This is a genomic window from Neobacillus sp. 19 (genome assembly GCF_049463095.1).
GTDB lineage: Bacteria > Bacillota > Bacilli > Bacillales > Cytobacillaceae > Neobacillus.
On record NZ_JBMPZU010000019.1, the window covers coordinates 52,573 to 73,796 of the forward strand.

Below are 21,224 nucleotides of genomic sequence, written 5' to 3' on the forward strand. Positions count from 1 at the left end.
AGGTGGGCGTATGACAAAGTTAGGAATGGTTATTGATTTGAATCGTTGTGTAGGATGTCAAACCTGCGCTAATGCCTGTAAAATGCAAAATAATGTCCCAATGGGAATGTTGTGGAATCGGGTTCTTACGATGGACTCAGAAGAGATGGATGGTGTCAGTGGAATTTATCCGCATGTAAAAAAGAAGTATATTCCAGTCTCTTGTCAGCATTGTGAGAATGCCCCATGTGTAAAGGTTTGTCCGGTAGGTGCTACCTACAAAGCGGAAGATGGAAGAGTATTAATTGACTATGATCGCTGTATCGGCTGCCGATATTGCATGGCAGCCTGCCCTTATAATGTTCGTGTGTTCAATTGGACGGAAGCCGTCCGCCATCCAGGCTTTAACTATGGAGATAGCAAGGTACCTGTCCGTAAGGTTGGTGTGGTTGAAAAATGCTCGATGTGTAAAGAGAGAACAGATGAAGGCCTAGATCCGATGTGTGTCGTGTGCTGTCCAGCTGAAGCAAGAACGTTTGGTGATTTGGATGATCCGAATAGTAAAGTTTCTCGTTTAATTCGTGAGCAAAATGGCGAACAACTGTTGAAAGAAAAAGGAACGAAGCCGCAAGTCTATTATTTGGGCCTGAATGGAGGGAACTGATAGATGAAAAGTAAGGCAAACCTCTATAGCTGGATGGGAGCTTTAGGAATTCTCGCTCTTATGGGATTTAGCGCATTAGGCTATCAGCTTGTCAATGGGCTGGGTGTTACAGGTATGAATAACGCTGTCTCATGGGGATTATATATTACGATGTTTATGTTCTTTGTCGGTTTATCTGCAGGCGGATTAATTGTTTCTTCTTCAGCGACGGTGTTCAATATTCCTGCTTTTAAAGTAGTGGCTAAGCCCGCTACGATTCTTTCAACAGTTTGTATTATAGTAGCAGGAATTTTTATCATGGTAGATATCGGAAGTCCTGAACGCCTTCTAAATCTACTACTGCATTCGCAATTTAAGTCGCCATTAATGTGGGATGTATGTGTCATTACCCTATATTTAAGTATTAATGTTCTTTATCTTTATTTAATGACTCGGCCAAAGCCGGATCCTAAGAAGATGAAAATTATGTCAAGTGTAGCCCTTCCGGTTGCCATTCTTGTTCACTCCGTTACGGCCTGGATTTTTGGATTGCAAATCGCCCGTGAAGGCTGGCATAGTGCATTAATGGCTCCTTTATTTGTAGCCTCTGCATTGGACTCAGGTCTTGCGCTGTTAATCATTGTACTTGTACTGTTAATAAAGTTTAAACTTTTTACTGTGGAGAAAAAACTGATTACAAGTTTAGCCGGCCTCTTGGTAACCTGTGTTGCTGTGGACGCATACTTTGTTTTTTCAGAAGTATTGACGATGTATTATCCGCAAGAAGAATCAGTGATGCTTATTTTAAATGAGATGCTAAAGGGCTCTATGGCACCATTTTTCTGGGGTGAAGTCATTTTAGGCTTTGTGATCCCGCTTGCTATTTTACTATTTAGTAAAAATAGACAGAAAACAGGATTGGTGATCTTTTCATCAGTGCTGGTTGTGATTGGTGTATTCTTTAAACGGGTGTGGTTATTGTTCACCTCGTTTATTTATCCACATGTCGAGGGGGCCCCAGGCATTACGCTTGGTAAATATATTCCTGGTGAAGACCCTTCTGTTGTCCCTAATTTTTGGTTGAAACACGGCCAGTATGCGCCAACTCTAGTTGAATTAATGATCGTAGTTGGAATGATTGCTTTTGGTACATTGTTATTTATCGTCCTTTCTCGCAGGATCCTCTTAGCGAGTTCTAAAGAAGCACAGCAGCCAAAGCAAAACCAATCCAGAGAGAGATTGACAGCAGCGCAGTAATAGGGGGGAACCATTTATGACCAATTCATGGAATGAGGTATGGCAGCTGCGGGCATCATTGTATGGCTTTTTGGCTAATAGTTTGCTAGAGCCAATACAGGGTCAGCATACCGTTGCTTTTACGCAAAAGTTTTGGAGAGACTTTCCTTTGGAAGCGGCTAATGATCAGATGAAAGCGGGTTTAGCACAATTGATCAATTGTTCATCGGACTTAGAAGAGCTTTCCGAAGAACAGGCAATAGAAAACGTAATGGTAGAATATACAAGCCTTTTTCTTGGGCCAGGTCATCCTAAAGCACCTCCTTGCGAATCATTCTATCGGACTAGTGAACGACTTTTCTTTGGACGAACCGCGTTCGAAATAAAAGAAGTGCTGTCCATAAATGGTTTGGAAAGTAGATGGAAAAATAAGCAGCCGGAGGACCATATCGGGATAGAGCTAATGTTCATGTCTGCATTATGTAGTCAATTAATTGACCTTGAGTATGATAAACAAGTTTCTGTTGTAAAAAACCAGGCTTCCTTTATAGCCGAGCACTTGCTTTCTTGGATCCATGAGCTTTGTAATGATACAAAGCTCCATGGGAGTACTGGTTTTTATGGAGGATTAATTGAGCTGATTTGGGGATTCCTCCTTTGGGATCGGGAACTGATGGAAGAGTTTATTGCCAAATATGAGCAGGCTGCGGTTCCAATTCTTTAAAGATCCCAACTAGAGGAACACTTATCGAAAAATATAGCTGGATTCATCATTTTCAAGTGAGGTGGCTTTGGTGGGCTTATTAAGCAAGTGGGTAGAGAGCTTAGATTATGAATATGAAATACTATCTTCCTGCACCCGTCATCAGGGCCATTATTCAGCTTGTGAACAATGTATAGCTGTATGTGAGGAAGAAGCTATTTCCATTGTAAATAGACAGCCGGTAGTAGATCATAACAAATGTGTGCAATGCGGAAAATGTATCGTGGCTTGTCCTGTCCAAGCCATTGCAGGCATCCTTCCAGAGAGGAAGATCAGCCAAAATCAACTAGTGATCTCGGGGCAGCATATTCCATCTTCCAAAGAATTGCTCATTTATTATAAAAAAGGGATTCAAACAATAATTGGCAAAGATGAACCTTCTATACAATCTTGGAATCAGCCGATTGAAGAAGCAAATAAAATGCTGAGGGAACTTGGGGAATCGCCATTTTCGGTATCAGTCAAGTCTGTTGAGCAAAAAGAAGAGCATTATTCAAGGAGAGCACTTTTCTCTCTATGGAAAAATGAAAGCAAGTCTATAATGAAACAGGTTACCCCGGCAAAGTGGCGATTCAATCATGAGGTCTCCAATTTGCAGAAGCATTATACGGGCTACCAGTTTTCAAACATATCTTTAAATGTTGAAAAATGTACGTTATGTACCGTTTGCGAAAGAGTTTGTCATAAAAAGTGTTTTGCTATTGGAGAAGGACATTTTTCACTTTCCTTACAAGATTGTTCATCTTGCCGGTTATGTGCCGATACTTGCCCTGAAAAGGCTATTATAATTGAAGATAAGATTGTAAAAGTGGAAGACACCATTCTTCCTATTTATGAGAAAGTTTGCCAGTCTTGCGATCAAACATTTCAAACATTGCGCGAACACGATGATCAGTGTGTGGCCTGTATGAAACTCAAAAGTGTCTTCTAGAAAAGGAGCGGAAAAAATGCTTTCAAACATTGGAGTTCCCGGATTAATTATCGTTTTAGTTCTTGCGCTCATCATTTTTGGCCCTAAGAAACTACCAGAACTTGGACGTGCTGTGGGCCAGTCATTAAGAGAATTTAAACAATCGACTTCAGGGTTACTATCGGAGGAAGAAGAGCCAGAAAAAGACATCAATAGATCTACAGATGATAAAGGGCTTGTTTCATAGATAATGAAACGGTATGACGGCAAAAGCTTCCACACTACGTGGAAGCTTTTGCTTACATTTCAATTATAATCGGGAGGATCATTTTCCGAATAAATATTGACCTGCCGATCTTCATATTCTAGTAGCATTTATCCTTTTACCGCTTTTTCCTTTTCTCCATTGTTTAATGGTAAAGGATCCATACTTTGATCGTTCGCTGTTAAATCAATTCCGTAGTCCTTAGCGAAAACCATATGGGTTTCTACAAGAACACCTTCTTTATTTTCATCTAAATTGAATACTCTTGCTCCACGAAGTCTGTTTCGATCAGCTCCAGAAAGGCCGTACGTTCCAAAACCTGTGTTGCCGGCATAGCCAAGCAAAATTCCATAATAGTTGCCACAGTAGGTGTTTACATGATCATGTCCGCAGAAAACGCCCTTAACGTCCCCTCTATCTAACATGGCTGAAAACAAACCGCCGTTAACCGGTCCTGGACATTCGTCTTCATTTCTTTCACCTACTATATTATGTTTTGCCGCTGCAAGATCATGGTTCGCTTGTGTTCTACTATCAACACTTCCATACCACATAAAACGATGTTCCCATAGAGGGATATGAATGAATACAAGTGAAGGGACTTTAAAACCGTATTGCTTCTCAAGTTTTTTGGATTTCTCATAATACCAATTCACTTGATTAAATCGAAGCCAGTCCCAAGTAGGATACCCTTTGAAATCCTGTCCGGCAATTTCTGCTGGTGCATATCTTCCGCTATCAAGAAGCCAGAGGTTAAATGCGGCATTATTGCCTTTTGAATTTTTTATTAAAAGGTTCATGTTACCTGTTCCGGTAAGGCCCTTTTCTCCAGGTTCGTTCATATTATATTTGTAATTCATATAGAACTTCAGCATGTCGTTTTCATACATTCCACTTAGGTGTGAAGAATCTTCATCATGATTCCCAAATGTAACTGCCCACTTAATACCTCTTTTTTCCATTGGCTGAGCTACATTATTTAAGGCTTGTTTCATCTCTATTTCACTATCACAGCCGCCTGTAATATTGTCACCGTTAAGAACTACAAAATCCGGCTTCTCTGAGTCAAGAACCTTCTCCATAAGTTCAATGGTTCTGCGATCAATTCGTTCATCATCCTGAGTGTCGTTAAATTGTACAACTTTATACTTTCCATCTGAGTTAAATTGAAGCTTAGCATTTCCTAATTCATCAGCATGTACATGGTTAGTAAATAAATCTCCAGGCAATCCAGTAGACGCAAGTGTTAATGCGAGCGTACTCATTCCTCCGATTTTCATAAATTTCCTTCTGTCTATCCCTTTGTTTAGATCCTGAATACTCATGAAAATTACCTCCCCAATTTTTAAAAAATTATTCCCAGTCATCTACTATTACATCTTAGGATAATAATATTGATAGAGTATGAAGGTTGCTAGAAATGTAAGTAAATTAAACAAAGGAAAAACAGAAACCAAATAAGCCAAATAAAACGGCACTGTCCTCCTTTATGTCGGAATACTCAGACTACTAATAGTAGAAAAGATAGATGAAAAAATGCTTTTTGATTTTGTTTTATTCTTCATTTTTGACTAATTTACAAAACTTAATATTTTCTTAAGCGTTTTGTTATATTCGCTTTTTATAATGGATTAATACATAACAAAATTTTAATGAGGGAGGCATTGGGAGATTGTATGAATAAGCATGAAATGGCAGAAAGGTATAGAGTAATCATAAGAGAACTTGAGATGAAAAATAAAATTAATGTAGTAGATTTAGCCATTAAATTAAACGTAACACCGGAAACAATCCGAAAAGATTTAAGCGTACTTGAGGAGAAAAAGAAACTGCGTAGAATTCACGGTGGGGCAATTCAATATTTTGGTTCGCTTAAAGAACTCCATTTTAATAAAAAAATCGGCATCTACCATAATCAAAAAAAAAATGATAGGGGAAGCTGCCGCAACTTTTATTATGGATGGGGAAACAGTTGCTCTCGATGTAGGATCAACAACTTTACATATTGCAAGGTCAATTAAAAATGTAAAAAATATCACGGTTGTGACCAACTCATTAGCAGCAGCTGAAATCTTAAATAATCGATTAGAAAATCACCTATTTGATGGCAATGTAATCGTACTTGGAGGAACAACCAATCCACTGCAACGATCAATCAGTGGACCGTTAACCAATCAGTTATTAGAACATTTTTACTTTGATAAAGCATTTATTTCATGCGGAGGAATGAGCAAAGAAGGAATATGTGATTTCAATATTGATAAAGCAACGGCATCTACTATTATGATGAAAAGATCAGGAAGTGTTTTTGTTGTAACTGATTCTTCCAAAATGAATCAGAAGGCTCTGTTTCATATAGGGTCATTCCCATCAATTGATTGTGTCATTTCAGATCAAGAAATGCCCGCTGATTGGTCAAAAGATGCGATGGTTAGAAACGTAAAATGGATAAATGCAGGTGCCATGGATGCTCAAACATCGAGTAGGGGCGAAGGGATCATGTAGAGTTATTCTAGCTTACCTAAACATAGGACAGCTAAAACTTACCATGGGCCTCATGCGGAATGATGCTTATTGAAATATACTTTCATGACAAAGGAAGTAAAGAATAAATGTTTCAGTTCTTCTTGTAGCGGGTAGATGTACTAGTAAATACTCGTCCAAAGGAGGACTATAAATGCATACACATGAAAAACACTTGGTGGGAGTTTATGATACTGAAAGTGAAGTTATCCAGGCAGTTGAAAACCTCAAGCGCCAGGGATATGCTGCCGAGGATATATCGGTGATTGGAAAAAACAAAGAACAGGTACATGAAATTAATGAGGCTACTAGTACGAAAACGGAAGAAGGCCTTGTAGCCGGAGCGGCAACAGGCGGTGCGCTGGGCGGGCTTGTCGGTTTGTTGGCAGGCGTAGGAGCTCTAGCCATTCCAGGCGTCGGACCGTTTATAGCAGCGGGACCAATAGCAGCAACTTTAACCGGAGCTGCAGTTGGTGCAGGAGCTGGCGGCTTGGCAGGAGCGTTGATTGGAATGGGTCTTCCTGAAGAAGAAGCACACCGATATGAAGGGCTTGTTAATGAAGGGAAATTTATTGTTGTAGTGGAGCGTCGAGAAAATCATGTTGGAGATCACTTTTTTACTAATCGTGCCAACCAAAGCTCTACAGATCCAATCACACCACCCGATAATCCGCCCGTTACTGACGCCCCAATCACTGACATCGACAGCAATCGAAACTATTAATCATTGAAAATGATTAGGGTGCCTTTCCCATCTGGGACGGGTGCTCTTTTCTTTTTTTTATTTCGAATGGATATTTTTGAGAAATAGGACAACAAATAGATATTCAATTTCATCTGCTTTTCTTATAGATTTGTCTCAGTATTCTTCATCTCTTGCAAGTTTCGCGATTTGATGAAATGACAATTAGTAAGATAACTGAAATCAGGATATAGGCAATCCCGCCAATTAAACCTAAGGAGCGGGGAGCAAGATAATTTAGTGCAATCCCAGATAAAAACATGGATAGACCTAAAATTGTGTTTCCGATGGTCGCTAACAATCCAAACATCATCCCGTGATGCTCTTCAGGAATTTCCTTCATTAATATGGTATCAAAACAGGCATTCCCAATCCCCGACATAAACGCCACGCTGCAAAATAAAAGAAAGGCAAAGGCTGCTACATGGATTCTACTTAATACTAACAGAGAGGCACCTTCTAACAGTAAACAGACTAAACCTGTGACTAAGAAATTTTTCCGAAGTCGATTTGCAATTGAGTAGCTTAATGTTAAACCGATCCCTAAGGCCCCATAAAATAGGCCAACCCCAACATCCCCCAGTTGAAACTCATTCACGGCATACACGCTAATGAGGACATTATCGATTCCGTTCATCGAGGCGATTAAGACCTCACAAATCAAGAGGATTAGAACGGGAGCAGACATCAACATGATTTTTTTTAATACCGCGAGTTGCGCCTCTTTTCTAAACTTATTGCCATCCTCTACTCGCTTATTTTCAGGAAATTTAATTGTTGAGATTATTGCGGCTGCACCTAAGAAAGAGGCGGCATTGAACCAAAATGTTACATGAGCGCCGAAAATATAGGACACAATCCCACCTGAAAAGGCACCGCCGATCAAAACAATCCCGATTAAGACTTGTTCTAAACTATTCACTTTTATTAGCTGTTCCTTGTTCACAAGGAGAGGGATGGCCGACTTTCTTGCTGGACTATAAATGGCTTCACCAGCGGCTAAAAAAAACGAACTAAGATAAACGATCCACAGCTCCTCTTTACTGTGAACGAATAAGAAGGATAGGGCGAAAATGATTCGCAGCAGATCGGTTGTAACTAATATTGACTTTCTTGGAATCCGGTCTGCCAGCCAGCCTCCTAAAGGTCCAAAGAAGACAAAGGGGATTAAACGGATAGCTAACGTTATTCCCACTGCAAAGCCTGATCCGGTTATTTGCAGCAGCATCGCTAATATAGCAACAGAGCTAAACCGATCCCCAATACCATTCACAACCCCAGCTAGGAATAATTTCCGATACTGTTTCCCTGCTTTAACCATTGACTGATCCATCGAAATCACCTTTTTTCATTGTAATCTAATTTCACATATATCTAATTAGTTGGGTTAAAAAAAGAGGCGCCGGGTAACGCCCTTTAACTTAACCACCATAATTCAACAGGATTTAGTTCATAGAGATTATTTTCGCGATACATATACTGACACATGATCAGCTCACGTCGTAATGTGGCATAATCCTCATGAAATTGTTTTAAATATTCATTAATCTCTTTTTCTTGATAGACTTTTCCGAAATCTAATCCCTTTACTATATGTGAAAGAACAACAAGCTTTTTCTTTCGCTGGGCAGGATAATTTTTAAGTTTTCCTTCTTTTGTGAAGAAGTTATTGATAATGGCAGTGCGTTCCTCTGCTGTAACGGACATTTCCAAACTCGATTCACCCCCTGTCCCAACCGTGAGAATGGCTTTGGCACTATTTTCTAAAGTCTTTGTGTTCAGCGAAAAATAAATGGTATTTTTATCACGTTGTTCCCTAATTAGGCCAACCTCCCGCAGCTTCGTCATATGGTGGGTAATCGTTGGCGGTTTGAGTCCAAGCTTCCCGGCAATAGCCTGCCCATGTAAAGGTCCTTGCTGGAGCAGGCCAATAATTCGTATTCGTGTAAGATCCCCTAATGCTTTATGAAAACCAACTATTTTATCCAATTGCATATTCAACACACCTTATTTAATAATAATCTAATTAGATGATAATGGAATTGCAAGAAATTTGCAATAGGTTGAAAAACAAGTTTAAGATTCTTAGCTGAAAGGGTATATAGAATTAGGATGGAAAGGAAGGAGAGGGAAGAACATGTTAACAGAGAGGGAACTCACCCATTTTAAGAAAAAATTATTAAGAATGAAGCAGGAAATGACTAAGGTAATTGAATCAAATCGGCCATTAACCTTTGAGGATTATGGGGAATTGACCAGCTTGGATAATCACTTTGCGGATACCGCGTCACAATTGGAAGATAGGGAAGTACAGTTTTCCATAAAAGAATCGGCCCAGCATATTCTTACTGAAGTAAATGAAGCTTTAGAGCGAATTCAGAATGGCACCTATGGCAAATGTGTGGATACAGGAGAGGAGATCCCTGTTGTCAGGCTGGAGGTCCTTCCCTATGCAAAACGTACGATAGAAGCACAAAAGCAATTTGATGAAACGGCAGATGCGCTTGCTCAGCCGGAACTCTCCTTTTCCACGCCGATTGATGATGAAAGAGGCGATCAACGGCTTCAAACAGTTGATGAATTGCAATACGAACACGGGAACTCATCATTCAGAATAAAGTAACTCTATCCCCCTAGCTATCAGCAGGGGGATTCCTCTTTATAAAAATACCCTTAATCTTTTTCCCCTCTATAAATGAAGGTGGATTTAACTCCAGTAAATCGTAGATAGTAGGAGCAATATCTAAATTAGACGTGGAGTTAATTTGTTTCCCTTTGCGAAAGTCTGGCCCGGCAGCGATAAAAACAGGTCTAAGCATGCTTCTGTCTGGATTTCCTCCATGTGTTCCCAATTCAATTGGCGGTGTGACATTTTTGGAAGTGCCGCTTCCCATTACATAGCCGGGGGCCCCGATCAACACAACATCTCCTGAATTGGGATGCCCCAAGAACGTTTGATTATCATTCGAACTTTTCATTACTTTTTCATATGGATGAACTTTCCCTTCGAAAAGGTGTTTCCAAGTATCTTTGACATGCACTTGAACATTATGTAACGAATCATTATCGCCCTTAAAAGCTGACACCATTTCTTTCATTTGATGTTGAATGGCCGTCCCCTTGTTATTGCTGACCTCTACTTCATTAAAAGCTTGAATAATTTGGTTTCGGACGTTTTCATACTCGTCTTGAGGGACAACCCCGCCTTTTTCCCGCTTCTTCAAGTTAATGTATACATGCGCTGTGGAACCGCTCGGAATGGCATATGCCTTTGATTCGGTAAAATTGATTTTATTATTCTCATCTACTTTTAACAATCCGGCATCTTTTAATATTTTGTTTGGTGATAGAGTAGAATGAGCCGGTTCCATCCCATGATCGGAGACAACAAACAAATAATCATCCTCATTTAGGGAATCCCACGTTTTCCCTACCACCTTGTCTGCTAATCGGTATGACCATTCGATATAATCCATATATTTTTTTGACTTCTCAGGTGTGAATCCTGGCTGACGGGGATCGATTAATAAATACTTATGCTGCTCATGATCAATTTGCGGAGCATAAAACATTAGTAAATCAGGCTTATATTTCTGTTTTATATAGAGAGAAACATTGGTTACCCACATGACAAATCGTGTGCTGATCTCCTCATATTCCTTTCTCGTAATCCATCCTTTTTCGAGGGCAGTATCATCATCCTGAGCCGGAAAAAAACCAAACTGTTTCTTTATTTCATCAGAAAATCCTTTTGGACCACTTATTAAGCCGGAAGTCACAGCTGTCCGGTACATTTGAATCGGACGGTTAAGGTCGTGGTTATCTGCTTTCATTTTGAACCAAAAACCAGCAGCTTGCTGAGCTTTTATATCTAAAGAAAGAGATCCCCATTGTTTTCCTTCTATCATAGAGTCCTCTTGATCTGCCTTTTTATCTTCAGATAATAGAAAAGTGTCATAGTTTTGCTTTTGATCATCGGTTGAATCGATCGCTAAAATGTGGATAAGATGGTTCTTTTTATTTTCCATCTTGATAGAGAATTCTGCTTCTTTTAAAGGACTAAAGCTATTGGGAGGCTGAATCCAATTGACAGCATCTTTAAAGGTTAATGACTCCAAATTGCTTGGAGACCATGTTTTTCCATAATAAATAGAGTAATCGCCTTGTTTTTCATCCTTTGGATTAGCTCCGGGAAACGCAATGGTGGCTGTTGTTTTTCCTTGTTTTCTAGCCTCTGTCCACAATGGAGGTACCTGGATTTTCGCTTGGAAACCGTCGTCTTCATTTCCTACCGTTTTATTCAGTTCATGCCATTGATTACTTACAATCCCGGTCTGGTCAGGTGTCGCTCCAGTGGCGATTGCTGCGTGTGAAGGCGCTGTAAGAGAAGGAGTAATTGTAGAGGGTTTTTTTGCCCATACTCCGTTGTCTCGCAGCTCTTTGATATGAGGCAATTTATTTTCTTTCATATATTTATTGGTGTAGTCATTTTTCATTCCATCAAAAGAAATGAGTATGACCTTTCTGTCAGCTTCTTGATTATTGCCGGCTTCTGCTGGAGAAATCATGGAAAAAAAACTAAGGTTTAGAATAAATATGCCTGCAAATATAGATATTTTCATTTTCTAGTCCTCTCTGATCACAATTATTCTTTCATGAATGTCATCTCCTATTTAATACCCGTTTCATTTCAAATAAAGCCATATTTTTTCGTAACTATCTGTCCAGTGCAGATTCTTTTAATAGCCATTCAAGTTACAAATATTTTAGATGGGGTACTCAAAATGTGTGCTGGTAGACTCAGTGAAAAAAAGAGACAGGGGGAATGGTTGTGTTACTGTTGTTAGAAAAATTGGCGATTGGTCTAGTTGCATTAATTATTATCATCCGGTTGATGGGGAAAAAGGAATTGGCGCAGATTACAACATTAGATTTTGCGTTTGCTGTGATATTAGCGGACCTGGTCGCGAATATTACCGTGGATGATACGTATAGTTGGTGGCATATGATTGTAGCTATGTGTTTTTGGGTCATAATGATTTTTATTCTTGATTGGTTTACAAGGAATAATAAGAAGTTTGAAAGATTGATCCAAGGAGAGCCGCAAGTGATAATTTTACATGGGAAAATAAATAGGCAGCTAATGAAAAAAGAAAGAATGACTAAATCAGTATTGGAAACCATGCTGCGGCAGGAGGGTATTTTTGATATTGATGAGGTCAGAGTAGCGTTCTTGGAAGTGGATGGAAAGTTATCTGTACTAAAAAGGGGAGAAGATATTGAGTCCTAAGATGAATACAAGAAGCATTCCTCTAATGATGAAATTTGAGGAATATTACACATTTGGAGGGAAGTTCGGAAGAATGAATTCAATAAAGGATATTGGATTCATTTATGATGAAAATCCGGAGCAAAATGAATCCAATAGGTGGTATAGGATGTATTTTTGGTAAAAGTCCTGAGTGAAACGCATCCAATAGGGGGTATTGGATACGTTTTTGGTGAAAATCCTGAGTGAAACGCATCCAATAGGGGGTATTGGATTCATTTTTTGTAAAAATCCTAAGTGAAACGCATCCAATGAGGGGTATTGTATGCATTTTTGGTAAAAACCCTGAGTGAAATGCATCCAATAGAAGGTATAGTATGCATTTTTGGTAAAAACCCTGAGTGAAATGCATCCAATAGAAGGTATTGGATGCATTTTGGTGTTGTGGGTAATAGGAAATCTTCAATTCTATAAGATCGTGCTATCAATTCCAAGGAATGTTAACTATTTACATTGCTATTGGTAAATTTCGATTGTAGTTTATATAAAAAACAAGCTTCCACGTGGTGTGGAAGCCTTGTTATGGTTAGTTTTTTTGTGAATGCATTGTGTTTGTTATCAAATTTCAATAATGATCGGCAAAATCATTGGCTTTCTCTTTGTTTTTGCGAATAAATATTGGCCAACTGATTTTTTAATATTTTGTTTGATGACATTCCACTGCCGAATATTCTCGGCTTGGAGATCATTAACCGTTTTTTTAACGAGGCGATTAATCTCTCTTAGGAGATCTTCAGAATCTTTTACGTAAACAAATCCACGTGAAATTGTATCAGGTCCTTGAATAATTTTTCGGTCCGTTTTACTTAAAGTTAAAACAATGACGAGCATGCCATCCTCAGAAAGCTGCTTACGGTCTCGTAACACGATTTCCCCGACATCGCCGACGCCCATTCCGTCAACATACGTATCTCCCGATGGAATCCTCCGCGTCTGACGGGCAATAGAATTTTCGACATCTACGACATCACCATTTTTAATAATAAACGTGTTTCCTGGTTCGACTCCAACCGATTCGGCGAGCAGACGATGATGGTGAAGCATTCTAAATTCACCATGAACAGGAATAAAATAGGTGGGTTTCATCAGAGTAAGCATGAGCTTTAGGTCTTCCTGATATCCATGTCCCGAAACATGCATGCCTGTTGTGCTTCCAGACCCATAAATCACTTTAGCTCCCAGCTGAAATAAGTTGTCGATAATACGTGAAACATCTTTTTCGTTCCCTGGTATTGGAGAAGCTGCTAAAATAACGGTGTCTCCGGGGTAAATGGAAATATCCCGATAATTTCCGCTGGCAAGGCGGGCAAGAGCAGCCATTGGCTCTCCTTGACTCCCCGTACATAGAATGGCAACTTTTTCAGGAGCAAGATGATCGACTTCGTTTGCCTCAATCAGCATCCCATCTGGAACGGTTAAATATCCACGTTCTATCGCTACTGAAACTACATTCACCATACTTCTGCCAAGCAAGGCAAGCTTTCGATTTGTCTTCATGCAAGATTCGACCACTTGCTGCACGCGATTCACATTCGAAGCAAAGGTCGAAATGAAAATTTTTCCATCCGCTTTCATGAAAGCCTCGGTCAAATGGCTGCCAACCATTCGCTCGGATGGCGACAGGCCTGTTCGTTCCGCATTTGTGCTTTCCGAAATTAGCACTAAGACACCTTGCTCACCAATAGCGGCCATTTTGTGAATATCTGGATGCTGATTATTCGTCGGTGTTAAATCAAATTTGAAATCTCCAGTGTGAACAACATTCCCTTCAGGTGTGTGAAAGACAATCCCTAAACAATCAGGAATACTATGGTTAACCCTGAAAAATGATACCTTCATCTCACCTAATTCAAGCTGAGATTCCGAATCGATCGGAATGAGTTTCGTGTCCCTTGTAAGCCGATGCTCATCTAATTTTAATTCAATTAAACCTAGTGTAAAGCGGGTGGCATAAATGGGGACATTTATTTTTCGTAAAAAATATGGAATTCCGCCAATATGATCTTCATGCCCGTGTGTCACGATTAACGCACGGATTTTTTCCTGATTCTCTTCCAAGTAAGTAACATCAGGAATAATTAAATCAATTCCTAATAAGCTTTCATCCGGAAATTTTCCGCCACAGTCGATGATGACAATATCATCTGCGTATTGAACCACATACATGTTTTTACCGATTTCATTTATGCCGCCTAGAGCGAAAATAGATAAAGGATTTTTTTTAGTTATCACTCTAATACCTCCCATTACCAAATAGATAATAGTAGTATTCCATTTTTTAAATTCTTTATTTTGATAAAACAGGCGTGGTGAGCTTTATGAAGGACATTTCAAAGAGGATTATTGCATAAAAAGTCCGTCATCAGTCTGGAATGACAGAATTCGCTGCAATTACAATTGAACTCAGTTTGGCAATTAACTAAATATATTGACAAATCTGAAATCGGTAACAATAATATAGAGTAATAACTATAAACGCTTAATAAAGAAGTGGGAGTCAAATAATCATTATTCACTGATACTTCTCATTTAAAGGGGGTTGGTAACATGCAGGCGATTTTTAATGAAATAATTCGATGTAAAAGTCATGGGTTAGAGGGAGTCCTTGGCACAATTATTTCTACAAAGGGTTCCACTTATCAAAAGACCGGTGCAAAATGCTTTATAGCAGGAGATGGCCAGCTTACTGGGTTGGTAAGCGGTGGATGTGTTGAGGGGGATTTAAAAGAAATTGCTTTTGAAGTGATCGAAAGTGGACAGCCTCGAATCGTACATTATAACTTTCAAGATGAAGGAGATCTTCTATGGGGACTCGGGTTGGGATGTAATGGAAAAATGAATATTTTACTTGAACCCTATTCCCCCATTCGAGATTTACCTAAATCAGTACAAATGGAAAACTGGTTTAAAGAAGGGTTAAGTAAAACGATTCACAGTATCACGATCACGGGCGCAGAAAATCCAGATTTGGTTGGCAGTAAATGGATAGTTGATCCAGAAACCCGAGAATATGATCATATTCCCTACAAAGAAATAATTGACGATTATTTACGCACAATGGGCACAGGCACGACCTGTTCACTCGTGCAAATTGAGGGGAGTAATGGATTTCAAGTTTTTTATGATACGATTACTCCATCTCCGCGTATGGCCATATTTGGTGCCGGTCCAGATGCAGTTCCATTAGCACAAATGGCCAAAAAAATAAAATGGCACGTCACAGTACTTGACCATCGGCCAGCTTTTGTAAATCAGACGAATTTTCCTGAAGCAGATGAATTAATTTGCTATAAGCCGGGAACAACACCGCAAGTAAGATTTGACGAAAATACGTATGTTGTTATTATGTCGCATCATTTTTCACAAGATCAAATAATATTAAAAGAAGTATTAGATTCAGATGCAGCCTATATTGGTTTACTGGGACCGAGAAAAAGGACTTATCAATTATGTGAAGGAATGGATTTAAATAATCATCCTAATCTATATAAAATCCATAGCCCAATTGGATTGAATATCGGGTCAGTAACACCTGAGGAAATTGCATTGAGTATTATGGCAGAAATTTCGATGATTTATCGAGGTGGAACTGGTAACAAGCTATCAAAAGGAGCTCTTCAATTTCCTTACAAGGAGGATGAACAACTATCGAGAGTGTAAATGGACATGTATGGGCAATCATTTTAGCCGCTGGATTTTCGACACGAATGGGAAAGCCCAAATTGCTATTGCCGTATAAAGGAAAGTCACTATTTAGGCATGTGATAGACGAATGTCAAAAATCCGATGTGGAAGGAATCATTGTTGTAGTGAATCCGAACATAAAAAATCTTGTCAAAGAGGCACGGAGTATAGAAGGCGTTAGTAAAATCATATTGAATGATCAGTCAGACGATGGTATGTCAACCTCCGTCAAATTAGGACTGCATTCACTGCCCGAAACTGCACAGTCTGTAATTTTTTTGCTGGGTGATCAACCGTTAATGTCATCTACAGAAATTAATACAATTATTAAAACTCACAATCGTAACCAGAGTTTCCCAATAATCCAAGCAAAATATCAAGGTGTCAAAGGGCATCCTGTCTTATTTAAAAAGGAGATGTTTCCTCATTTATTAAAAATTAACGGGGATGAAGGGGGCAAATCGGTCATAAAAAAATTCGAACAACATGTTTATTATTCGGAAATGAATAGAGAACAGATTCCTGACGTTGACACCCCTTATGATTACCAGTTATTAATTGAAGGGGAAACTGATTAATGGGTAGTAATGAGGTATAGGGGTTCATTAAAAGTAAAAGCACAATAAAATACTAAAAATTCAGAATTATGTTGACATTATTATTTGCTATATATTACTATTATCATAGTGGTAATATATTAAACCCAGTGTTAGTTAGCAGGCACTAACTAACACTGCTGAATCAGGAGAACGAAATATAATTTTAATCTCATTGTTAGTTTGCGCTAACTAACAATTAACTTGAGGAGGTAGAGCATGAGTAAGGAATTAATCCTTAAAAATGAGTTTGCTCACGTAGCTGTGAAGGTTGATCTCTCATCCAATGGCGTTAGACTCATGATCAAGGATATACGAACCCAAAGGGTTATATATCTTGACCCACTGGAACTGGAAAGCTTGGCGTGGTGTGAACATAAAGATCTTCACCCCATACTTGACCCGTCAATCAGCCGTTGGAAGGGGATTGGTCACTCCACCAATGAGCCACTTCTAACTTTTGGATTATAAGAATGCTAATAAGGGTCTTTTCCCTACTTGATAAAAATGCTAACCAAAAATTGATAAAGCAGGTGAAGGAGTAATGTTAAATACAATAAATATTGCAGATTATGTTAAAGACGGAGCTGTTCACGGCAAGATTTACACCGACCGAGATATTTTTAAAATGGAAATCGATAAAATCTTTGGGGAAACATGGGTGTATGTTGGGCATGAAAGTGAAATTGCCAACCCTGGTGACTATAAAACAACCAAAATTGGTTCACAGCCTGTGATTGTCACACGAAGTGCCGATAGCAAGCAAATTAATGTTGTCTTTAATCGGTGCCGTCATCGGGGCGCATCGGTATGCCAAGATGAATGTGGGAATGCACATGTACTGCGATGTGCCTATCACGGTTGGACCTATTCCAACAGCGGTAAGCTTCTTGGTGCTCCATTTCAGGATGGATATGGGGAGGAATTTAACCGGGAGGAAATGGGGCTGCTTCAAGTTCCTAAAGTGGATAGTTACCGCGGTTTTATTTTTGCCAGTCTGAACGAGAAAGTCAAACCGTTGACAGAGCATTTAGGGAATGCCAAGCCATACATTGACTTTGTTGCCGATTCCGGTCCAGAAGGAATTGAATTATCAGCCGGAAAACACAAGTATTTCCTTAATGCCAATTGGAAATTTCAAGTAGAAAATACCATAGACCCTTATCACTTAAGTTTTGTACACAAGACATTTTTTGACATTGTTTCGCAGCGGACTGGTGAGAAGATGAAGTTCGCCAAGATGCATAAGGAAGAGAAGGTATCAGATCTTGGAAACGGTCATTCATTATACGAATTGGCCGGAGATTTAAATATTGGGGCTTTGCCGTTTAATTTAATTATCTTCCCGAATCTTGCCTTATTAGGCTCACAAGTCCGGGTCATTCAACCAGTTTCAGTTGAACGAACAGAAGTAGCACTTTATCCGATTATGTTAAAGGGTGCATCAAAGGAAGTAAATACGCAGCGATTAAGAACCCACGAAGGTTTTTACGGACCAGCGGGATTTGGAAGCCCAGATGATGTGGAAGTTGCCTTTGAGCGGGTGAAAGAGGGACTAAAGGCAGAAGGAAATGAATGGTTAGTAATCAGTCGCGGTATGAATAGGGAACAAGTCGATGAAAATGGAATTATTACAGCTAATTCAAGTGACGAAGTATCAACACGGGCAATTTATAAGGAATGGAAACGCCTTATGGAGGCATAAACATTCCAGAATCTACGAAAAAAATGTTAAGAAGGGAAGGAGATTAGCTTTGATCAAAACAAGAATGGATTTACAACAAATAGAGGCTTTTTTATACAAAGAAGTAAGATATATTAATGATGAAAGGTTTGAAGAGTGGCTGACATTATTTACACGTGACTGCCGGTACTGGATCCCTTGCAATGAAAACGATATTGACCCTGAAACCCACGTGTCTATCATCTATGATGATCGGAAACGGCTGGAAGAAAGAATATGGAGGCTTCAGACAGGATTAGCATACGGTCAGCAGCCGAAATCGAAAACACGTCACCTCATTACAAATGTTGAAATACTTGAAGAAGTAGGGGAAAAAGTCATTGTATCATCTAATTTCCTGCTTGTGGAATTAAGAAGAGGGGAACAAACGATATTTACCGGTAGAAATGAGCATCACTTGCTCATGGAAGGAAATGATTTGAAAATTAGTTTTAAGAAGGTTGAATTAATAAATAATAACGAACCTCTTGGGAATTTAAGCTTTATTTTATAAGTCAATCTTATGATTGAGGGGTTTGTACGTTATGGAAACAGAAGCATTCCATGTAAAGAAAACAGAGATTCATAGACATAAACAAAAGCCATTACATGATCTGACAACCAACAATGTATCGTCCGGAATAATATCCGCTATGCTAGCAATGACGGGACCTCCCGCCATTATACTAGCTGCAGCAGAGGCTGGCCATTTTACACATGAACAAACCATTTCATGGATGTTCGCGGTCTATTTTTTTGGGGGGCTTTTCAGTGTTATCTTTCCATTCATTTATAAAATTCCGATTACAGGGGCACATTCGTTATCGGGTGTCGCATTCCTTGTAACAATTACCCCTTATTATACTTTTTCAGAATTAATTGGTGCATTTATGATTACCGGGTTGATCATTTTTATTATTGGAATTTCCGGGCTCTTCTCAAAAATAATGCAATGGTTTCCTAATGAAATTATCGCAGCCATGTTAGCTGGAATGATTACAACATATGTAGTCCGTTTAATATCGTCAGTTAATGACATGGCCATTGTTGGTATTCCGGCGGTGCTATGTTACCTTATCTTCATTAAATGGGTTAAACGTATACCTGCTGTACTTGGTGCGGTGTGTATTGCACTTATAATTATATTATTTACACAAAATATCGAAATATCAGCAATGGAGACTTTATATATTTTTCCCAGCGTTTTTAAGCCGGAATTTTCTATTATAGGAATTTTCACTATATCATTGCCGCTTGTACTCCTTATTTTAAGCAATGATGCAGCCCCTGGAATCGGTGCGTTAAAAAGCACAAATTTTAATCCGCCGACAAAAAAGATAATAGCAGCAAGCGGTATCTTTACCATGATAACAGCCATTTTTGGCGGTCAAAGTGCAAACATAGCGGGAATGATGTCAGCGATATGTGCAGGTGATGAGACGGGGCCAAGAGAAAAAAGGTATATGGCATCAGTTGTTTCTGGTGTATTGATTTTACTATTCGGAATTTTTGCGTGGAAGATTGTTCCTTTTATAAAAGCGCTGCCACTCTCATTTGTATCTATGTTGGCGGGATTTGCTCTTATAGGGGTACTCGGATCAAGTTTACAATTAGGGTTTTCAAAGCAAAGAATCCGTTTAGGTTCCACATTTGCTTTCGTCATAGCGTTATCAAACATCTCCTTTTTTCATATAAGTGCGCCTGTTTTAGCTTTAATAATAGGCTCCTTTATTTCAAAAGTAATTGAAAAACAGGATGAATAAATATTTTTATTCCCCATATTAGTTAGTACTAACTAATAAAATGTCAAAGAACATGAAAATATGGATAGATTCCATACGCGTGAGGTAAAAGATGAATAGAATTCCTGTCGTGATTTTAAGCGGTTTTTTAGGAAGCGGTAAAACGACGTTACTTGTAAATTTGTTAACTGAAACGAAAAAACGCAATTTAAATTATGCCGTATTAATTAATGAGCGGGGCAAGGTGGATGTAGACGGTTTGCTCGTTTCAAAGAGCTTTGATCGTGAAAAAATTGAATCCTTACTGGATGGGTGTATATGCTGCAGCAAAAAAAGCGAAATTTCCCATAGTATCGATGCACTTTTACAAAAAAAGCCCGATATCATTTTTATCGAGTTAACAGGAGTAGCAAATCCCGAGGAAGTAGCAAGTGCGCTAAATGAAAGAGAAATTATTGCCAAAGTAGAGTTGAAAAGCATTATTACTGTCATTGATGCAGAGTTTCTCCTTGATGTTCATTCCATTGCTTTCAAAGGGACGATGTTTCATCAACTAGAATGTGCCAACCATATTGTCGTCAATAAAATAGATTTGGTTAAACCATCTATAGTCGATGAAATTAGAAAGGTTGTTAAGCAAAGGAACTCCGTTGCGAAAATAGAATATGCTCGATTTGGTGATATAGACTTTGAAACGCTATTAAAACAGATATTTTCGGACAGTCAAGTTAAGCAACATAGACCAGATAAAGGTTATAGTATTGAGGAAAATTATTCTAGTATGACTACGTTGGTTTTACCTGCTGATCGTTCACTTAAAAAAGCAGAAGTTGAAGGATTTTTCGCTAGGCATGCTGACAAAATTGTTCGTGCAAAGGGATTTGTCCGGATTTTGGAGGACTGTGGAAATACTTCCTATTTGATTCAATATTCAGGTGTGAAAAGGATAGAATGGAAACCGGAAAGCTCTGATCAATATTTTATGATTTTAATAGGAATTGACCTTGATTCCAGTTCCGTAAAGAGCGAGTGGCTGAAAATAATCGGATCCCAAACGCAAACTGAATTGGTATAGAACTTTTTATAAAG

22 protein-coding genes are annotated in these 21,224 nt (G+C 38.9%); 17 read left to right on the forward strand and 5 right to left on the reverse strand.

Going from position 1 to position 21,224, the window contains the following annotated elements; genetic code table 11:
• The first annotated feature begins 10 nt into the window (after nt 1-10).
• The 5 genes from dsrO to ACO1D1_RS04100 all read left to right on the forward strand — a co-directional run bounded on the left by dsrO (nt 11) and on the right by ACO1D1_RS04100 (nt 3,778).
• Nucleotides 11-643 (forward strand): sulfate reduction electron transfer complex DsrMKJOP subunit DsrO, encoded by a 633-nt coding sequence (gene dsrO / locus ACO1D1_RS04080; RefSeq protein WP_423335055.1) that lies wholly within the window; start codon nt 11-13, stop codon nt 641-643.
• A gap of 3 nt (nt 644-646) precedes the next feature.
• Nucleotides 647-1,879, forward strand: a complete 1,233-nt coding sequence (nrfD, locus tag ACO1D1_RS04085) for an NrfD/PsrC family molybdoenzyme membrane anchor subunit (RefSeq protein WP_423335056.1) — start codon at nt 647-649, stop codon at nt 1,877-1,879.
• A gap of 16 nt (nt 1,880-1,895) precedes the next feature.
• On the forward strand, nt 1,896-2,582 hold the full coding sequence (locus ACO1D1_RS04090) for a TorD/DmsD family molecular chaperone (protein ID WP_423335057.1): 687 nt from the start codon (nt 1,896-1,898) through the stop codon (nt 2,580-2,582).
• Between the two features lie 70 nt (nt 2,583-2,652).
• A complete protein-coding gene (locus ACO1D1_RS04095) occupies nt 2,653-3,552 on the forward strand; it encodes a 4Fe-4S dicluster domain-containing protein (protein ID WP_423335058.1) in 900 nt (299 codons plus the stop codon).
• A gap of 16 nt (nt 3,553-3,568) precedes the next feature.
• Nucleotides 3,569-3,778: a twin-arginine translocase TatA/TatE family subunit gene (locus tag ACO1D1_RS04100; RefSeq protein ID WP_423335059.1), complete on the forward strand. Its 210-nt coding sequence runs from the start codon at nt 3,569-3,571 to the stop codon at nt 3,776-3,778.
• Nucleotides 3,779-3,906: 128 nt separating this feature from the next.
• Here ACO1D1_RS04100 and ACO1D1_RS04105 read toward each other — a convergent pair whose 3' ends face one another.
• The gene (locus ACO1D1_RS04105) at nt 3,907-5,121 is read right to left on the reverse strand and encodes a metallophosphoesterase family protein (protein ID WP_423335060.1); all 1,215 of its coding nucleotides are present in this window, start codon (nt 5,119-5,121) and stop codon (nt 3,907-3,909) included.
• Between the two features lie 351 nt (nt 5,122-5,472).
• Between ACO1D1_RS04105 and ACO1D1_RS04110 the strand changes: the two genes are divergently transcribed.
• From ACO1D1_RS04110 to ACO1D1_RS04120, 3 genes are all read left to right on the forward strand, one after another.
• Nucleotides 5,473-5,817: a DeoR family transcriptional regulator gene (locus ACO1D1_RS04110; RefSeq protein WP_423335061.1), complete on the forward strand. Its 345-nt coding sequence runs from the start codon at nt 5,473-5,475 to the stop codon at nt 5,815-5,817.
• Entirely contained in the window at nt 5,753-6,301 is a 549-nt protein-coding gene (locus ACO1D1_RS04115; RefSeq protein ID WP_423335062.1) for a DeoR/GlpR family DNA-binding transcription regulator, read from the forward strand. The genes ACO1D1_RS04110 and ACO1D1_RS04115 overlap by 65 nt, the downstream gene beginning before the upstream one ends.
• A gap of 172 nt (nt 6,302-6,473) precedes the next feature.
• Nucleotides 6,474-7,043: a general stress protein gene (locus ACO1D1_RS04120; protein ID WP_423335063.1), complete on the forward strand. Its 570-nt coding sequence runs from the start codon at nt 6,474-6,476 to the stop codon at nt 7,041-7,043.
• A gap of 145 nt (nt 7,044-7,188) precedes the next feature.
• On the opposite strand, the gene ACO1D1_RS04125 is transcribed toward ACO1D1_RS04120, so the two are convergent.
• Nucleotides 7,189-8,394: an MFS transporter gene (locus tag ACO1D1_RS04125; RefSeq protein WP_423335064.1), complete on the reverse strand. Its 1,206-nt coding sequence runs from the start codon at nt 8,392-8,394 to the stop codon at nt 7,189-7,191.
• A gap of 83 nt (nt 8,395-8,477) precedes the next feature.
• Nucleotides 8,478-9,056 carry a metalloregulator ArsR/SmtB family transcription factor gene (locus tag ACO1D1_RS04130; protein ID WP_423335065.1) on the reverse strand — a complete coding sequence of 193 codons (579 nt, stop codon included), beginning with the start codon at nt 9,054-9,056 and terminating at the stop codon, nt 8,478-8,480.
• 142 nt (nt 9,057-9,198) lie between these two features.
• Here ACO1D1_RS04130 and ACO1D1_RS04135 point away from each other — a divergent pair, with 142 nt between their 5' ends.
• Complete coding sequence (locus ACO1D1_RS04135) at nt 9,199-9,684, forward strand: TraR/DksA family transcriptional regulator (RefSeq protein ID WP_423335066.1); 486 nt, start codon at nt 9,199-9,201, stop codon at nt 9,682-9,684.
• Nucleotides 9,685-9,694: 10 nt separating this feature from the next.
• On the opposite strand, the gene ACO1D1_RS04140 is transcribed toward ACO1D1_RS04135, so the two are convergent.
• Nucleotides 9,695-11,683 (reverse strand): alkaline phosphatase family protein, encoded by a 1,989-nt coding sequence (locus tag ACO1D1_RS04140; protein WP_423335067.1) that lies wholly within the window; start codon nt 11,681-11,683, stop codon nt 9,695-9,697.
• A 209-nt stretch (nt 11,684-11,892) separates the two neighbouring features.
• Here ACO1D1_RS04140 and ACO1D1_RS04145 point away from each other — a divergent pair, with 209 nt between their 5' ends.
• The gene (locus tag ACO1D1_RS04145) at nt 11,893-12,351 is read left to right on the forward strand and encodes a DUF421 domain-containing protein (RefSeq protein WP_423335068.1); all 459 of its coding nucleotides are present in this window, start codon (nt 11,893-11,895) and stop codon (nt 12,349-12,351) included.
• Nucleotides 12,352-12,948: 597 nt separating this feature from the next.
• Here the strand turns inward: ACO1D1_RS04145 and ACO1D1_RS04150 are convergent.
• Complete coding sequence (locus ACO1D1_RS04150; protein ID WP_423335069.1) at nt 12,949-14,622, reverse strand: ribonuclease J; 1,674 nt, start codon at nt 14,620-14,622, stop codon at nt 12,949-12,951.
• Between the two features lie 315 nt (nt 14,623-14,937).
• Between ACO1D1_RS04150 and ACO1D1_RS04155 the strand changes: the two genes are divergently transcribed.
• The 7 genes from ACO1D1_RS04155 (at nt 14,938) to ACO1D1_RS04185 (ending at nt 21,210) form a co-directional block, all read left to right on the forward strand.
• Nucleotides 14,938-16,050, forward strand: a complete 1,113-nt coding sequence (locus tag ACO1D1_RS04155) for an XdhC family protein (protein ID WP_423335070.1) — start codon at nt 14,938-14,940, stop codon at nt 16,048-16,050.
• A gap of 20 nt (nt 16,051-16,070) precedes the next feature.
• On the forward strand, nt 16,071-16,652 hold the full coding sequence (locus ACO1D1_RS04160) for a nucleotidyltransferase family protein (protein ID WP_423335194.1): 582 nt from the start codon (nt 16,071-16,073) through the stop codon (nt 16,650-16,652).
• 237 nt (nt 16,653-16,889) lie between these two features.
• A complete protein-coding gene (locus tag ACO1D1_RS04165) occupies nt 16,890-17,141 on the forward strand; it encodes a hypothetical protein (RefSeq protein ID WP_149868754.1) in 252 nt (83 codons plus the stop codon).
• 73 nt (nt 17,142-17,214) lie between these two features.
• Nucleotides 17,215-18,375, forward strand: coding sequence for an aromatic ring-hydroxylating oxygenase subunit alpha (locus ACO1D1_RS04170; RefSeq protein WP_423335071.1), 1,161 nt, complete (start codon nt 17,215-17,217; stop codon nt 18,373-18,375).
• A gap of 49 nt (nt 18,376-18,424) precedes the next feature.
• Nucleotides 18,425-18,907, forward strand: coding sequence for an aromatic-ring-hydroxylating dioxygenase subunit beta (locus tag ACO1D1_RS04175; protein ID WP_423335072.1), 483 nt, complete (start codon nt 18,425-18,427; stop codon nt 18,905-18,907).
• A gap of 31 nt (nt 18,908-18,938) precedes the next feature.
• A complete protein-coding gene (locus ACO1D1_RS04180) occupies nt 18,939-20,156 on the forward strand; it encodes a benzoate/H(+) symporter BenE family transporter (protein WP_423335073.1) in 1,218 nt (405 codons plus the stop codon).
• Between the two features lie 91 nt (nt 20,157-20,247).
• Nucleotides 20,248-21,210 carry a CobW family GTP-binding protein gene (locus ACO1D1_RS04185; RefSeq protein ID WP_423335074.1) on the forward strand — a complete coding sequence of 321 codons (963 nt, stop codon included), beginning with the start codon at nt 20,248-20,250 and terminating at the stop codon, nt 21,208-21,210.
• Nucleotides 21,211-21,224: the final 14 nt, after the last annotated feature.